The sequence below is a fragment of the Qipengyuania citrea genome (genome assembly GCF_024171405.1).
GTDB classification, from domain to species: domain Bacteria; phylum Pseudomonadota; class Alphaproteobacteria; order Sphingomonadales; family Sphingomonadaceae; genus Qipengyuania; species Qipengyuania profunda.
Map to the genome: position 1 here is coordinate 740,710 of NZ_JALJZT010000002.1, position 15,362 is coordinate 756,071.

Annotated in this window: 12 protein-coding genes and 1 tRNA gene; 4 read left to right on the top strand and 9 right to left on the bottom strand. The window is 59.1% G+C overall.

Translation table 11 applies throughout. The features are described from left to right. Window positions 1-235 precede the first annotated feature (235 nt). The 4 genes from J2S32_RS04555 to J2S32_RS04570 all read right to left on the bottom strand — a co-directional run bounded on the left by J2S32_RS04555 (window position 236) and on the right by J2S32_RS04570 (window position 2,199). The gene (locus J2S32_RS04555) at window positions 236-505 is read right to left on the bottom strand and encodes a hypothetical protein (RefSeq protein WP_119512645.1); all 270 of its coding nucleotides are present in this window, start codon (window positions 503-505) and stop codon (window positions 236-238) included. A 203-nt stretch (window positions 506-708) separates the two neighbouring features. Further along, window positions 709-1,593 (bottom strand): ImmA/IrrE family metallo-endopeptidase, encoded by an 885-nt coding sequence (locus J2S32_RS04560; protein WP_253517019.1) that lies wholly within the window; start codon window positions 1,591-1,593, stop codon window positions 709-711. Further along, on the bottom strand, window positions 1,590-1,916 hold the full coding sequence (locus J2S32_RS04565) for a helix-turn-helix domain-containing protein (RefSeq protein ID WP_253517021.1): 327 nt from the start codon (window positions 1,914-1,916) through the stop codon (window positions 1,590-1,592). The genes J2S32_RS04560 and J2S32_RS04565 overlap by 4 nt, the downstream gene beginning before the upstream one ends. 13 nt (window positions 1,917-1,929) lie before the next feature. Next, entirely contained in the window at window positions 1,930-2,199 is a 270-nt protein-coding gene (locus J2S32_RS04570) for a hypothetical protein (RefSeq protein WP_253517023.1), read from the bottom strand. A gap of 86 nt (window positions 2,200-2,285) precedes the next feature. Between J2S32_RS04570 and J2S32_RS04575 the strand changes: the two genes are divergently transcribed. Together J2S32_RS04575 and J2S32_RS15815 are read left to right on the top strand one after the other, a co-directional pair. Further along, window positions 2,286-2,549 carry a DUF3892 domain-containing protein gene (locus J2S32_RS04575; protein WP_253517027.1) on the top strand — a complete coding sequence of 88 codons (264 nt, stop codon included), beginning with the start codon at window positions 2,286-2,288 and terminating at the stop codon, window positions 2,547-2,549. A 380-nt stretch (window positions 2,550-2,929) separates the two neighbouring features. Then, window positions 2,930-7,138 carry an Eco57I restriction-modification methylase domain-containing protein gene (locus tag J2S32_RS15815; RefSeq protein ID WP_253517037.1) on the top strand — a complete coding sequence of 1,403 codons (4,209 nt, stop codon included), beginning with the start codon at window positions 2,930-2,932 and terminating at the stop codon, window positions 7,136-7,138. Between the two features lie 791 nt (window positions 7,139-7,929). Here J2S32_RS15815 and J2S32_RS04585 read toward each other — a convergent pair. The 3 genes from J2S32_RS04585 to J2S32_RS04595 form a co-directional block, all read right to left on the bottom strand. Then, window positions 7,930-8,733: a restriction endonuclease gene (locus tag J2S32_RS04585; protein WP_253517040.1), complete on the bottom strand. Its 804-nt coding sequence runs from the start codon at window positions 8,731-8,733 to the stop codon at window positions 7,930-7,932. A gap of 127 nt (window positions 8,734-8,860) precedes the next feature. After that, entirely contained in the window at window positions 8,861-10,048 is a 1,188-nt protein-coding gene (locus J2S32_RS04590; RefSeq protein ID WP_253517050.1) for a tyrosine-type recombinase/integrase, read from the bottom strand. 206 nt (window positions 10,049-10,254) lie between these two features. Beyond that, window positions 10,255-10,340 (bottom strand) — tRNA-Tyr (locus J2S32_RS04595). A 142-nt stretch (window positions 10,341-10,482) separates the two neighbouring features. Between J2S32_RS04595 and rlmB the strand changes: the two genes are divergently transcribed. Both rlmB and J2S32_RS04605 read left to right on the top strand, forming a co-directional pair. Beyond that, entirely contained in the window at window positions 10,483-11,271 is a 789-nt protein-coding gene (gene rlmB / locus J2S32_RS04600) for a 23S rRNA (guanosine(2251)-2'-O)-methyltransferase RlmB (protein WP_253517054.1), read from the top strand. A gap of 26 nt (window positions 11,272-11,297) precedes the next feature. Next, window positions 11,298-12,131, top strand: a complete 834-nt coding sequence (locus tag J2S32_RS04605; RefSeq protein ID WP_253517058.1) for a hypothetical protein — start codon at window positions 11,298-11,300, stop codon at window positions 12,129-12,131. Window positions 12,132-12,233: 102 nt separating this feature from the next. On the opposite strand, the gene J2S32_RS04610 is transcribed toward J2S32_RS04605, so the two are convergent. Both J2S32_RS04610 and lon read right to left on the bottom strand, forming a co-directional pair. After that, complete coding sequence (locus J2S32_RS04610; protein ID WP_253517060.1) at window positions 12,234-12,506, bottom strand: HU family DNA-binding protein; 273 nt, start codon at window positions 12,504-12,506, stop codon at window positions 12,234-12,236. Between the two features lie 253 nt (window positions 12,507-12,759). Beyond that, window positions 12,760-15,147, bottom strand: a complete 2,388-nt coding sequence (lon, locus tag J2S32_RS04615) for an endopeptidase La (RefSeq protein WP_253517063.1) — start codon at window positions 15,145-15,147, stop codon at window positions 12,760-12,762. Window positions 15,148-15,362: the final 215 nt, after the last annotated feature.

A 15,362-nucleotide genomic window follows, 5' to 3' on the forward strand; every position in this document is an offset into this window, starting at 1 on the left:
CGTGAGTTATGTCGCTAGCTGGTGGGCTTGTCTTTGAATGCGATGTGGATGGGACACGGCGCCGCGATTTGAATCGCGACCGGATTGTCCGTTTTCTTAGGAAAGCTCCCGAAACCAGACTGTCTCGAAGCGGCCCAGAACTCGCCACGATATGGCAGCTAAACTACCGGCGCCCGAAACCAAGCCGGTCAGACGATTCATACGTCGGATTGGTTCACGGGAATTCTGGTCACTTTCACTGGCCGGGAAATGGGATGACATTGGCGCTATCAAGAAAGGTCGCCATACCTTCATCAGCGACTACCTGCTCGAACGCCCTGAATGCCGCGTCATCATCTGCGAACTGGTCATCCCAAACGATCGAGGTACCCTTCTCATTGACGACTTCGAGGGTCCATTGACCTTCGTCCTCCAGACGAAAAATGTTCACCTCGACAGAAACCCCATCTTTCGATTGGCTACCCGATAGGCCGGAAGTGACAAGGTTAGGGTCGCGTTTGCTCATATACTGCTGGATATTGCAGAAGGGCATCCGTGTAAATCGCATCGACGCCGCACAAATGACCGGCGAATTTTGCCGGCAATGTGGCGGGGCATGTCTGGTGTAAAATAAGAGAGGCTACTGGCCGAGGCAGAAACCCAACGGACCGTCAGCTTTGCCCTGTCCGGAGCTTCACAGCCGACATTCCGGAAACGGCCCAAATTCAGTCACCGCCCACGGGCAAATTTAGGCTGGTAGCTTTCGATTAAATCGGTCTCTTCGTCCTCGATTTCGTACGGGTCTTCAGGAAGCTCTTCGCTTGAAAACACGGTCAAAGTGAAGCCGTAGGAACCTAGACCGATCACCTCTTCATCAAGAACGGTGTATGACGAACCCTCGAACCAGTCCGAGACCGTAGTCTCACCGCTAGCTCTGGCGCCAGAGATCACATTTGCAGGTGCGGCATTGAACTGTCTGGTCGCCGAAGCAGGCAGGAGATCGCCTTTCCGAGGGTATGCCCGGGGTCCTAGTTGCTTGAAGCCCTCGGACAGGAATCCGTAGCATATCCTGTCAGCTTGGCTGACCACGACGGCCATTGGATAAGGACTGCATTCAGCAGACCTGATGGCAGAAGCGGTCAGAGAGCATTCGGACAGTTCGGCAAGCATTTCTATCCCAGAAAGGCCTATCGGCGCATCGTCGAGGGTGCTGCGAACAAGCTTGCCCGGGAGAAGCAGACCAGACGAAAAGTGATCTGCTTCAATTTCGATAGGCCGATCGCCTGCGGAGAACCCAGCCTTCGATGCATGCAGTGGACCGACCTTCTGCAATTCCTCGGGGTGGCCTGGAAGGAAATAATGCCCCAGCTCGTGACCGATGGTGAAGCGATGAAATCCAGGACTCTTGATCGCGGTAGAGTAAAAGATGCCGACATTCGGGCCGTCGAAAATGATGCCGCCACTAACCCCGGGCTGAGCGGCTTTGTGCTCTTCGACAAAAATATCCTCGTCAGCAGCGATCGCGAAGGGATCGATCGGGAAGGAATCGAAGCCGAACTCTCGGGCCTTTCGCTCGCCAAGCTTGCGCGCCCATTCCGGCCGAAACCCCCTCACTGATCCGACTGCTCGCGTCTCTCGCGCATGAGATTTATCATGAGCTGGATATGCTCGCGGTCTGCGTCAGTAAGGTCCTCTTCGCCGCGGAATGCAGTCGTGGCGCCAGCCATGTTTTCGGTCCGCCCGAGCAGGTAGTCCGAGCTCACATTGAGTGCCTTTGCGAGCGCCCGCACATTTGCAAACGAAGGTTTGCGGCGACCACGTTCAAAGTGTCCAATAGCGGCAACTTGCAGACTGGCCTTCTTGGCAAGATCCGCTTGAGTAAGCTCGCGCTTTTCGCGGGCCTTCGTCAACCGCTCTCCGAATTGATCCTCGTTCATCACGCTCCTTGACCTACGGGACAAAACTAGTTAAGCCTACGCAATGGTAGATAGAAGCGCGCCCACTCCGGGGCGCTTGTTTTTTGCCATATTGCCCTACGGTTTCGTAGATGTTTTTACGACGAATCAGCAGAATGTCAATCGAAAGGAGGTGATTTGGAATGGCGGGAAGGAAGAGCAATTCGGAAGTGACGAGCAAGAAGGCGGCTTCTGCGGCGTCCAAGGTTTTGCGCGACCCTAAGTCAAGCAAGGCCGCGAAGTCGGCAGCAGCGTCGGCGCTCACGCAGCGTCCCAACCGGAAGTAATCGCTGAAGCGGAGCGATGCCTCGCTCCGCTTCAACAACCAGCAAATGTTAAGGAAGAACTATTATGGCAAAGCGTTATGTGCGCCAGACTGGCAAAGACAAGGATGGCGACATCACTCGCCTTTGCAATTCCGGTCAACCGTGGTCTCCGCGAGCGAAGGTCGATGCGATCCGTGATATTGAAAACGGTACTCACGAGTACTGTGTCAATTGGACGCACTATCCGGAAACTCGGATCCGAGTCGTTCAAGGTCCCAACGGCAAATATCTGCGGACGGACCGGGACGAGACCAACAAAAACAATCTGGATGACCTGCCGGACTGCTGACTGGGGTGCGTCAGTGTTTGCAAAGGAGGCGATTACCGGATGAAGCAATCTACGCTGCTTCAGCCGGTTTTTCGCGTGCCGCAGCTTAACGCGGTTCAATGTCTCTTGGGTTGGGGACTTCGCCCACTGGCAGACGGTCCGTAATTGGCCCCAATCCGAAATCTCGCACAGTGTCCCAGCGTACTTGAGTTGGTGTTGCCTTGTCGTCGAGCGCACTGCCCTCCCCACGAGATCGAAGTCCAAAGCAAGCTGTGGACTGGTAAGCCTTTGAGCATGCAATGGCTTGGCGAGTCTGGCTGCCCCGCAGTTCGCTGTGCACGAGCGGCACAGGCCGGGTGTAATTGAACGGTAGATCCGCTACTTCGCTGGCAGCAGGGAGGGTGGCTGTGTTTCAGGGCGCATTATTTACTCGTGATTGGCTGAAGGAAGGGATTGCCGAAACCCCTGAATGGCAAAGCCTCGCAAGTGATGCAGTTGGACTGCTATGGAACGAGGCGCGGACACTTCTGCTGGACCACGCGGGACGGAAAAAGCCGACCGAGGCCGAAACCGAAGACCAACTCATCTATCCCTTGCTCGAAATGCTGGGTTGGCAACACAAATCTGTCCAGCAGAACATGACGACCAAGGGACGCAAGGATGTCCCCGATGCCCTGCTATTCGCGGATGAAGAAGCCGCAGAACGGGCAAAGACGCTCGACCCGTGGCAACGCTTTCGCCACGGCGCGGCGCTTGTGGAAGCGAAGCGCTGGGATCGACCGCTCGATCGCGAGGGACAGGGGGAGCAGGGCGTCCCATCCACTCAGATAATGCATTACCTGCGCCGTGCTGCCGTCATTGCCGATGGAAAGATGCCGTGGGGCATTCTGACCAATGGGCGGCAATGGCGGCTCTATTATCAGAATGCACTTTCAGTCGCCGAAGACTTCTTCGAGATAGACCTTGGCAAGGTATTCGGGTTGCCTGGATGCGACCCCGATCTTCTCGATGAGCAAATCGATCCCGATCACGCATTCCGGCTCTTCTTGCTGATCTTCGGGCGGGATGCCTTTCGCCCAAGCGAACAAGGTCGCAGCTTCCATCTGATCGCGATTGAAGATGCGCGGCGGTGGGAAGAAAAGGTTCGCAAGGATCTGGCGGATACCGTGTTCGACAGTGTATTCCCCGAACTAATAATGGCGATCCCGTTAGCAGACCCGTTTCGCCCTGAAGTGGTGGATGATGAGTACGCAGAGGATGTCCGCCAAGCGGCCATGTACCTGCTTTATCGCCTGTTGTTTGTCCTTTTCGCAGAAGACCGGAACCTGCTGCCTGACGAGCGCGGCCCTTATGCCGATTATTGCCTCACCCGGTTACGGGAGGAGATCAAGGAGCGGCATGTCCAAGGACAGGCGCAACTTGCTCGCAGCACTGCATACTGGTCTCGCCTCGAAACGATATTCGGAGCCATTTCCGAAGGCGATGATGATTTGGGCATCCCTCCTTACAACGGGGGCTTGTTCGCGACGGAAGGTGACTCGTTGCTCAGCCGCATCAAGCTTTCAGACGATACGCTCGCCAAGGTGATCTTGCCGCTTTCACACAGAGAGGAGGATGGACGTCTCCGCTACATCAACTACCGCGATCTTTCGGTTCAGCAGCTCGGGTCGATCTATGAATCGATTCTCGAATACGGTGTCGAAACCGAAGAAGGCGGAACGGTGCGGCCGCGCTCGGACAATGAGGCGCGGCACCGGTCGGGCTCTTATTACACCCCTGAGCCGCTTGTCTCGCTGATCATCGAAAAGACCGTTGGGCCACTCGTCGACGAGAAGCGCGAAGCGTTCGCAGCCGCTCTCGAAAGCGGCGCGACGGGGGACACGCTTCGCGGCCACGATCCCGCGATGTCTCTGCTTTCGCTCCGCATCGTCGACCCGGCCATGGGGAGCGGGCATTTCCTTGTCAGTCTGGTAGACTGGTTTTCAGACAAGGTTCTCACTGCGGTTGGCGACGCTGAAAGCATGGCCGGGGGCGACTATACGTCTCCGCTGGTCAAGCATATCGCCGATCTGCGAGAGGGGATCATCGCCAACGCGCGCGCGCATAACTGGCCTATCGTCGAAGAACAGCTGGACGACCGCCACATCGTGCGCCGCATGGTACTCAAGCGCTGCGTGCACGGGGTCGACCTCAACCCGATGGCAGTTGAACTCGCCAAGGTCGCGCTCTGGCTGCACAGCTTCACGGTCGGGGCACCGTTGTCCTTTCTCGACCACCATTTGCGCTGCGGCAACAGTGTGCTCGGCGCATGGGTGCAACCTACATTTGACTGGATGCGGGAACGCGGTGCCCTGATCTCCAATCAGCACCTTTTATCCCTAGCAGCTGTCGTACGGGACATGGGAGAGATCGAAGGGCTGACCGACACCGACATTACGCAGGTCGACCAGTCAAAAACGCTTTTTGCAAAGATATCCGAAACCAGCGCACCGCTTGAAGCAATTTTGAGTCTCGCCAAGGCAGACGACCTCATGGGTGTGCTGGAAACAACCGTGCGACGTCCTCGCGAGACGGCAAATGCCATACAGGCAGACGGCGAGAAGCGGCTGGCGCAAATGGAGGAAGGGCCGAGCAAGGAGAAGGAGGCGGCAAAGATTAAGCGTGCGGTTGCCAGAGCGATCGATGCCGAGCGCAAGTTCGACCGGGCCGAAGCGATGAAGCTGGTACACGAAGGATCTTTCGGTGACCCCAGCCGGATCGCGAGCGGAGAGATCGAGGTGCTTGCGGCGGATACGCGCACCGAACTTGGTCTCGGCGGACCAGAGCCGGTCCAGGGCAGCCTTATGCCGAGCCACCGGCCGGATGACCGGAGGCGCGCGCTGGCGGACAGTCTCGTGCGCGAAGCACGCGCAATCGCAGCAGAACAAAGGTTTTTCCATTGGGAGGTCGCCTTCCCTGGCGTGTGGAGCGACTTTTCCTCGCCGGAGCGATCGGGTGGATTTGACGCTGCTATCGGCAATCCGCCTTATGTCCGTCAGGAAGAGATCAGCGCGATTAAGCCTGCGCTTGCAAAAGCCTTCGATACTTATGCGGGTAGTGCCGATCTTTACGTCTACTTCTACGAGCAGGGGATCAATTTGCTCAAGCCCGGCGGGCGTATGGGCTATGTCGTGACCAACAAGTGGCTGAGGGCCGGCTATGCCGAAAAACTCCGCCGGATGTTTGCGGAAGAGGTCTGGATCGAGTTCCTCGCCGATTTCGGCCACGCGCGACATCTGTTCCCGGACGCCGACGTTTTTCCATGCGTCATATCGGTCCGGAAGCCCGATACTGACGCAGCGCCCGAGCAGTACGATCTTGCAGTCATCCCGCGTGACGATGTTCCCCGGGAAGGTTTGTCAGCGGCTGTCCAAGCGGCAACTTATCGCGCCGAACGCTCCGATCTGTCTGGAGAGGCATGGGTGCTGGAGCCACCAGAAGTCGCCGCTCTTCTCCGGAAAATTTGCGAGCGCGGAGTTCCGTTGGAGGAATATGCCGGGGTTAGCCCGCTTTATGGCATCAAGACCGGATTTAACGAGGCGTTTCTGATCGACACCGCCATCCGCGACCAACTGGTAAGCGAAGATCCGAAAGCTGCCGAAATCATAAAGCCTTACCTGCGCGGGCAGGACATTGAACGATGGCAACCGGAATGGGCTGGCCTATGGATGATCGTTATGAAGTCGAGTGGCGACCATGCTTGGCCCTGGGCAAACGCCGCATCGGAAAGCGAAGCTGAAGCACTTTTTGCGCAGCGCTATCCGTCGATCCATCGACGATTCAAGGCACTCGAGAGCTTCCGCAAAGAAGGCAAACTCAAAGGCCTGCGGCATCGCGAGGATCAGGGGCGTTTCTGGTGGGAGCTTCGGCCCTGTGCCTATTATGAAAAGCTGGAACAACCAAAGTTGGTCTACACAGAGATCACTTGGTCAAACAGTTTTGCTGTCGATAATAACAATCACTACATCAACAATACCGCCTATGCACTTTCCTCTGAAGATTCCTGGATACCAACGGTTCTCAATTCCCCACTGACTTGGTGGTACTCTTGGCGAAAGGCACAGCACGGTAAGGACGAAGCTCTCCGCTTCATGGATTCGTTCATTAGACCCTTTCCCATACCACCTTGCCTGCCAAATGATGCGCAGGAGGCGCCGGAAGTTTCGGCGGCGCTTCAAACTGCGCTCGGTGTTATTCGGAAAGCCGACAAGGCTATGGCGGATTGGATTGATCAGACATTCCAACCTAAGCGCCTCCCTCCCGTACTCCGCGAACCAAGCAAACTCGACAGCGATGGCTTTGTCGCTGCTGTTCGATCTGCACTGCCCAAACGGCAAGGACTGACTCCCACGCAGCTTCGTCAATTGCGCGAGGCCTTCAGCGAAACCGCTGAGCCCGCAAGGCAAGCGCGGATCGAATTGCTTGCATATGAGCGCAGACTCGCTGCCATGGTCGAACGCGCATACGGGCTGACGGACGAGGAAATCGCGCTGATGTGGCGTACTGCCCCGCCCCGCATGCCATTGGCGCCGCCACCAGGTTTAGACCTTAGGCCCCTTACCACTGAGTAAGTCTGTGATCCTTTCCGTAGACCTTTGTCGGCTGTTCGGTGTGTTGCGATCATCAGATCCCGGTTGTGTTTTCAGGCTGCCCTGCGGGCGACCTGCTCTATCCGCTTCGCGGACCGGGCCTGAAGTCCCGGCCCATTTGGGTGACGATCAGGAGCAGTTCTAGGTTGAGCGGGAGTTTCTGGAGGACGCGCTCTGTCCCGCGCTTCGCGCTCCTGAGTGCGCGGCGTTCTTGAGCTAACACGCAGGCACTCTTGCCTCTCTCATTGCCGGACGCCCGCTGGCGCACCGGTCGCGCGCGCAGGACGTCCGGTGGCTTCGCGCCGCCGCAAGGGTGCCGTTTCTTGTGCGGATCGCGGCTGCGATCCTTGCGCGGGAACGCCAAGGGCGTCGCCCTCTCGTTCCCGAAACCGCAAACAGACGCCCCCGGGTGGCGGGCTGACGCCCGCTGGCCCGCGCCAGGGCATCGGTTTACGGTTTTCCCTCCCCCTCCCATCCTCGCCGGAAGGCAGGCGGCATGGCGAAGCCATGCGCGCCGGTGGTGCAGGTGGTCTGTCTGTGGGGCACAGAGCGTTAGTCGTCTGGGTCGCGCGGTGGTTTCCATCTTGTTGTGCCGAGCGGTCGTCACCCGGTGTGTCCATAGGCTAATCGCGCGCCTGGCTTATCCTTAGTCCCGAGATTGTTCGTGAGGCGATAGGCAGCCTGCACTCCGTCAGCCGTCTTGTGGGCGAAACCTGCTTCGACCACCGCAATCGCAAAGGCCTTGTTCGCCGCCCAGTCGGCGAAGATGACAACTAGCTGAGTGCAAGATCACCGCGTGCGAATGCCGCCAATTGCGCCCTGTCCCATACGACCACCGACAACTCTTTAGCTGTTTTAAAGGCCGGTCCGGTGACCCCATTCACAACAATTAACATTGGAATGGCGCTTGAAGCCGCACAGACACCGGCAATTTCTCGCACCGCGCCAACCGATACTGGTTTTACGTGCCCTTTGCACTGACAGAAGAACGTCGTGTTGGCGTATTTGAGGACGAGATCGACCCCTCCGTCTCCTGTCGTAGCAGTTGTCGAAACTTTCCAGCCCCGCTCTCGAAAAACTCCGGCGGCTGCCCATTCCAGATCTCTGCCGCGTAAGGACCTCCAATAACCTTCGCCCGAGACCGTCTGGAAATGCTTCCAATTCTGGAATGCGACGCGGAAATCACAGGCGTCGTTGATATAGGCCTCATCGCCATAAATCGATTTCAGCATATAATCTGCGAAAGGCAGTACGAAGATCAGGACATAGCTAAAAGCAACTGGCCCCAGATAGCTCGTCAGGAAACTGCGCTCCTCGCTGTCATCGTGCAACGCGAACACGAACGCAGCGGCTAGGATTGCGAATATGATCAACTTTACGGCAAGCGAACGCCGCTCCCGTTTTTTCAGGAACGCGTCAAATTCTTCAAAATCAAAGTCTGGCGGCAGTCCAAAATCTGCCCGTGTAGGCTCAACCTTTTTCTCGCTCGAACTCCTGCTGACGGCATCGGCTAATGCAGAACGAGCTGCCACTTTCTTTCTGCGAGCTATCTCTGCTTTCGTGGGTTCCAGCATCATGACGCAATTCCGATATCAGAAGACTTTCAGGGAACCGTTAAAGCGCATGCTTCAACTGCCTGCCGCCCATCGCATCCAGCTTGAAGCATTTAGACATGAAAGCAGTCGCTCCCTCAAATTTGCCCTCTTATGACGCTACGTTGCCCGCGCAGTAGGCTCCCCAAGCCTCCATGAGCTTCACACGCATACCAGGATTCTCCTTAGTGCCGAGGTAAGTGGTGCGGCGATACGCCGCCTGAACCGCGTCTGGCGTTTTATGCGCGAGCGCTGCCTCGACAACTGCATTGGGAAAACCCTCGTTTGCCGCCCAGTCCGTCAATGCCGAGCGGAAACCGTGGACGTGAAAGGGTTCCTGCATGTCGCGCAGCACCTTGAGCAGCGTCATGTCGGACATCGCTTTGCCCGTTGCCCCAGAAAATACTACTTCAGCCCCCTCGACACGGAACGCATCCGCCTTCGCGAGTACTCCCAGTGCGGCTTTGGAGAGCGGGACCACATGCGCCTTGCTTCGCTTCATGTGTTCGGCGGGGATAGTCCAAAGGCGTTCTTCCAGATCGAATTCCTCCCACGTGGCGAGTCGGACCTCTTGCGAGCGCGTGCCGGTCAGGATGAGGAGATCGAGCGCGAAGCGTCCGAAGGATGGCTTGCGCCTGAGTGCGGTCAGGAATGATGGGATAGCGACGTAAGGCATCGCTTTTCGATTCTGGGTTTTCTTGATCTGCCGTGGCAGGCCCCTCCCCGCTTTCAGGCTACTGTTCCCAGATGGCGCTTCGGTCGACCGCCAGCCCTTGGCGTGTGCGTAATCCAGTACCGCGCAAATCCGGTTGCGTACCTGGCGCGCGGTTTCTGGGATTTCCTGCCAGATCGGCGTGAGTACATCGATGATGTCAGCTGCGGCGATACTGCCGGTCGGCATGTCGCCAAGCTTGGGGAAGGCGTAGTTCTCCAGGCTGGCCAGCCACTGGCGCGCGTATACAGCGCTCTTCCAGCCCGCCTCGTTTTCGGAGTGATACTGTGTAGCGGCTTCGCGGAAGGTCACCTTGGCGGCAGCCTCGTCCTTGCGCTCCGTAAGAACATCGCGCTTTTCCACCTTCACGGCCTTCCGCAGTTCGTTCGCTTTCTCCCGTGCTTCCGCCAGCGTGACCAGCTTTGCGCTCCCAACCCCGATGTCCCGTCGCTTTCCATCTTGCTGGAGTCGGAGCAGCCATGAAGCCGAGCCGGTTTTCCCAACTTTGAGGAAAAGACCTTCCCCATCCTGATACGTGCCCGGATTCGCTAAAGCTGCCTTTACCGCTACCGCCGTGAGCTTGCCCATTTCCTTCCCCACATTTCCGCAGGCCGTTCCGGAAAATACAAGTGTGGGGAAGCGTCCGTCTTTCCCCACACCTTCCCCACACTAGGCCTCGGATGCGGGTGGATCACGATGGCTCTGTGGGGACGGAATAGACGTAATATACCGCAGAAATCCAACGGTTTCCATGGATTTCTGGGGATGCAGATAGATGCTGAAAGAAAGGGGGGTGGTGGACAGGGCTGGATTCGAACCAGCGTACGCTTGCGCGGGCAGATTTACAGTCTGCTGCCTTTAACCACTCGGCCACCTGTCCACACGGGCCATTTCGCTGAGGAAATCGAGGGGTCGACAAGCCGACCCCGTGCCGAGAGGCGCCCCTTTGGCGAAGCGACGCTTGCCTGTCAATGCCCTCGCTGGCACAGGCCGCAACCAATGATGCAGACAGGACGAATTTGATGGCCAAAGGCGAACGCAGGCGCGCGCTCCGTGGACGGGCAGGACGAATGAAGGGCGGTCGCGGCAGCGGGCGCGCGAGCACCGGGCAGGTCCGGCTGTGGGGCCGCCATGCGGTGGAAGCCGCGCTCAAGAACCCAGACCGGGTCCATCAGAAGCTGTGGGCGACGCGCGAAGCGATCGACACGCTCGACGGCGAACTGCCGGCCGACTTCCCGATCGAATATGCCGATGTCGCCGATCTCGCCCGGATGGTCGCCAAGGATGCCCCGCACCAGGGGCTCGTGCTCGAATGCGCCGCGCTGGAAGATATCCATCTCGACGAGGTTCTCGACAGCGAGCCCACCCGTCCCATCATCGTGCTCGACCAGGTTACCGATCCGCATAATGTCGGCGCAATCCTGCGCTCGGCCGCGGCTTTCGGGGCGGCGGCACTGGTCACGCAGGATCGCCATGCGCCGCCCGAAGGCGGGGTGATTGCCAAATCCGCATCGGGTGCGCTCGAAACCGTGCCCTGGGTCCGGGTGATCAATCTCGCCCGCGCGCTCGAGCAGATTGCCGAGGCCGGATACTGGCGCATCGGCCTGACCGGCGCGGCGGAGGCGACGCTGGCAGAAGCGCTGCCGGCGGGGCCGGTTGCCCTGGTGCTGGGCGCGGAAGGCGAAGGGATGCGCCAGAATATCGAATCGCATTGCGACGCGTTGGCCAAGCTGCCGATTGGCGACCAGATCGAGAGCCTCAACGTCTCGAACGCGGCAGCCATCGCGCTTTATGCGGTCGCCACAAGGTAAATTCATTCGAATGGGGGGGAGTTCATATGAAACGCATCGTGATCGCTTTACTGGCACCGCTGCTGCTGGGCGGGTGCTTGCTGTCACCCGGCAAATTCGCCAGCGAATTGCAGCTGTTCGCAGACGACCAATTCGCCTTCACCTATGACGGCGAGATCCAGATGCTGGCGCTGAGCAAGCTCGCCGAAATGGCCAACAACGGCGACGAAAGCTTCGTCGCGGAATGTTATGACGCCGATTTCGAAATGGCCGAATGTTCGGAGGCGGAGATCGCCGAGCAGCAGGCGGAATGGGATGCGGGAGCCGAGGATCGCCGGGCCGAACAGGCCCGCGAAGCCGAAAAGATGCGCGCCGTCATGGGCGGTATCGATCCGGCGAACCCGCAGGCGGCACAGGAACTGGCCGCACGGCTCGAACGCCAGCGCGGTTGGCAGCGCGTTACCTATAAGGGCGATGGCGTGTTCGACGTGGCGTTCGCCGTTTCCGGCACTCTCACGCATGACTTCACCTTCCCCACGATCGAGGGAATGCTGGGCGCCAATGCGTTCGTCAGCGTCAACCTGCGCGATGGGGCGCAAGTCCGTGTCGATGCGCCGGATTTCAGCCGGCAACAGGACAGCAACCCGATGTTCGGTGGCGGCTCGCTTGCGGCGCTTGCCGCCATGGCCGAAGCCGATGAGAGCGGGGACATTCCCCAGATCGTCATGCCCGAAGGGACCTTCACCATCGTGACCGATGGCCGCGTGCTGGCCAACAATACCGACGAAGGCCCTGCCCCACACGCCGCGGGCCAGTCGCTTTCGTGGACGATCGGGGCCACGACACGGCAGGCGCCGACCGCGCTGATCGCCTTCGACTGATCGATACGAAAACGCCGCGCATTCCGGGTAGGAATGCGCGGCGAAGTTCGATCCCATTGTCGCACCGCGAGGCGTGGCGGCGCGCCGGTGAGAGAAACCGGCTTAGTTGACTGCGTCCTTGAGACCCTTGCCCGCCTTGAACTTGGGCTGGTTGGATGCCTTGATCGTCATCGGTTCGCCGGTGCGCGGGTTGCGGCCCGTCGAGGCCTTGCGCTTGGCTACCGAGAACGTGCCAAAGCCGACCAGGCGCACTTCGTCACCGCTCGACAGGGCCTTGGTGATCGCATCGAACACGCCTTCGACGGAGCTCGCTGCATCGCTCTTGGAAAGGCCGCTGGAATCGGCAACCGCGCTGATCAGGTCGTTCTTATTCATTAGGAAAACCCCCTTGTTCTTATCGGGAAATGGTATTGGCTGAATCGCCTCGGCGAAGACGCCCAAATTGAGAGTTTTTTGCCCGCACTGTCAAAGGCAAAATCGGCTAAAAACGGCGGCTTCCGGGGCTGAAGCGGTTAATATTAGGGTGAAGCACTTATTCACCATCCCGATACCTCACCCGCAGCGGCGGGACGGACCCCGGCATGCCGCCGGAGCCCGTCCGATTCGCTGCAGCGCAGCACATCTTTTGTTAATGTGCTGTCGGGGGCGGCGCGGGATGTGCGTGGCTCGGCTGGCTTGCGAGATCGTCGGCCTCGGTCCATTCGATCGGTTCGGGCACGCTGCACAGCGCCTGCGCGAGGACCTCGTCGACATGGCTGACGGGAATGATTTCCAACCCATCCTTCACATTGGCGGGTATCTCGGCGAGGTCCTTCACGTTTTCTTCGGGGATGAGGACCTTCTTGATCCCGCCCCGCAGCGCCGCGAGCAGCTTTTCCTTGAGCCCGCCGATCGCCAGCACTCGGCCACGTAGCGTCACTTCGCCGGTCATTGCCACATCGGGGCGCACCGGGACTCCCGAAAGCGTCGAGACGATCGAAGTGACCATGCCCACGCCCGCGCTCGGCCCGTCCTTGGGCACTGCGCCTTCGGGAAGATGGATGTGGATGTTACGGCGGTGGAACAGGCTTGGCTTGATTCCATAATGTGGCGCGCGCGCCTTCACGAAGCTGAAGGCCGCGGCGACGCTTTCGTTCATCACCTCGCCGAGCTTGCCGGTGGTCTTGATCTCGCCCTTACCGGTCGTGGTGACACTTTCGATGGTAAGCAATTCGCCGCCCACTTCGGTCCACGCCAGACCGGTGACAGCACCGACCTGCGCTTCGTCCTCGCCCATGCCGTGCTTGAATTTGCGCACCCCGGCAAAGTCGCTGAGGTTGTCGGGAGTGATCGTGACGCTCTCGACTTCCTTTTCGAGAATCTTGCGCAGGCTCTTGCGTGCCAGCCGCGCCAGTTCACGCTCGAGCGTGCGGACGCCCGCTTCGCGCGTATAATAGCGGATCAGATCGCGCAGCCCGTCTTCGGTCAGTTCGAATTCGCCGGCTTTCAATCCATGCTCGCCGATCTGCTTGGGTAGCAGGTGGCGTTTGGCGATCTCGACCTTCTCGTCCTCGGTATAGCCCTCGAGCCGGATGATCTCCATCCGGTCGAGCAGCGCCTGCGGCAGGTTCAGGCTGTTCGCCGTGGTGACGAACATGATGTCCGACAGGTCAAGGTCGAGTTCCAGGTAGTGGTCCTGGAACTTGCTGTTCTGTTCGGGATCGAGCACTTCGAGCAGCGCCGATGCGGGATCGCCGCGGAAGTCCTGGCCCAGCTTGTCAATCTCGTCGAGCAGGAACAGTGGGTTGATCTTGCCCGCCTTCTTGAGGTTGGTGACGATCTTGCCCGGGAGCGAGCCGATATAGGTGCGCCGGTGTCCGCGGATTTCCGCTTCGTCGCGCACGCCGCCGAGCGACTGGCGCACGAATTCGCGGCCCGTCGCCTTAGCAATGCTCTTGCCGAGCGAGGTCTTGCCGACGCCCGGCGGGCCGACGAGACACAGGATCGGCCCCTTCAGCTTGCGCGTGCGCGCCTGCACCGCGAGGTATTCGATGATCCGGTCCTTGACCTTCTCGAGCCCGTAATGGTCGGCATCGAGCACCTGCTGCGCTTCGCCGATGTCCTTCTTGACCTTGCTCTTCTTGCCCCAGGGCAATCCGAGCAGGACATCTAGGTAGTTGCGAATGACAGTTGCCTCGGCGCTCATCGGCTGCATCGCCTTGAGCTTCTTGAGTTCGGCTTCCGCCTTTTCGCGCGCTTCCTTACTGAGCTTGGTCTTGCCGATCTTCTCGGTCAGTTCGGCAATCTCGTTGCTGCCGTCCTCGTCGCCGCCAAGCTCGTTCTGGATCGCCTTCAATTGCTCGTTGAGGTAATATTCGCGCTGGGTCTTTTCCATCTGACGCTTCACCCGGCCGCGAATACGGCGCTCGACCTGAAGCACCGACAGTTCGCCTTCCATGAAGGACATGACCATTTCGAGGCGCTTGAGCGGGTCCTTCTCGACCAGTAGCGCCTGCTTGTCGGACACCTTGGCATTGATCGCCGCCGCAATCGTGTCGGCCAGTTCGCCGGCGTCGTCGATGTCGCCCAGCTGTTCGGCCGCTTCTTCGCCCAGCTTCTTGTTGAGCTTGGCGTATTCGCCGAACTGTTCGACCACCTGGCGCATCATGGCCACGACTTCGCTGCCCGATGCGGTGACCGCGTCGTTCATGGCCACCGCCGCTTCGACATATTCGCCGCGTTCGCTCAGCTGCTCGAGCTGCGCGCGCGAACTGCCCTGGACCAGCACGCGCACGGTGCCGTCGGGAAGTTTGAGCAATTGGAGCACCTGCGCCACCACACCGACATCGAAGAGGTCGTCGCGTTCCGGATCGTCGCATCCGGGATCGAGCTGCGCGAGGAGGAAGATGTCCTTGCTGCCTTCCATCGCCGCTTCGAGCGCAGCGACCGATTTATCGCGACCGACGAATAGCGGGACCACCATGCCGGGGAACACCACAATGTCGCGCAGAGGCAGGAGGGGATAGGTCTGGGTCATCAATCAAATTCCAAATCGAGGCCGTCCGTGGCCGTTCGCAAGGAATATGGTGAGCCGTGTCCCGCAACGCAACGCCATGCATCAAAGTCATGTGGATGGCGCACTATTACAATGAATCGCTCGTTAAGGTAAGGTATATGCGCCGGGAGGTGGGGAGAGGAAATTTATTTCCTTTTGGAGTCAGGACAATGCTGGGTTCGGTAATCTGCAAAGTT

Coding starts and splice junctions, on each gene's coding strand:
- J2S32_RS04555 (WP_119512645.1), bottom strand. CDS start 505: ATGAGCAAACGCGACCCTAACCTTGTCACTTCCGGCCTATCGGGTAGC.
- J2S32_RS04565 (WP_253517021.1), bottom strand. CDS start 1,916: ATGAACGAGGATCAATTCGGAGAGCGGTTGACGAAGGCCCGCGAAAAG.
- J2S32_RS04575 (WP_253517027.1), top strand. CDS start 2,286: ATGGCAAAGCGTTATGTGCGCCAGACTGGCAAAGACAAGGATGGCGAC.
- J2S32_RS04585 (WP_253517040.1), bottom strand. CDS start 8,733: ATGATGCTGGAACCCACGAAAGCAGAGATAGCTCGCAGAAAGAAAGTG.
- J2S32_RS04590 (WP_253517050.1), bottom strand. CDS start 10,048: ATGGGCAAGCTCACGGCGGTAGCGGTAAAGGCAGCTTTAGCGAATCCG.
- rlmB (WP_253517054.1), top strand. CDS start 10,483: ATGGCCAAAGGCGAACGCAGGCGCGCGCTCCGTGGACGGGCAGGACGA.
- J2S32_RS04605 (WP_253517058.1), top strand. CDS start 11,298: ATGAAACGCATCGTGATCGCTTTACTGGCACCGCTGCTGCTGGGCGGG.
- J2S32_RS04610 (WP_253517060.1), bottom strand. CDS start 12,506: ATGAATAAGAACGACCTGATCAGCGCGGTTGCCGATTCCAGCGGCCTT.
- lon (WP_253517063.1), bottom strand. CDS start 15,147: ATGACCCAGACCTATCCCCTCCTGCCTCTGCGCGACATTGTGGTGTTC.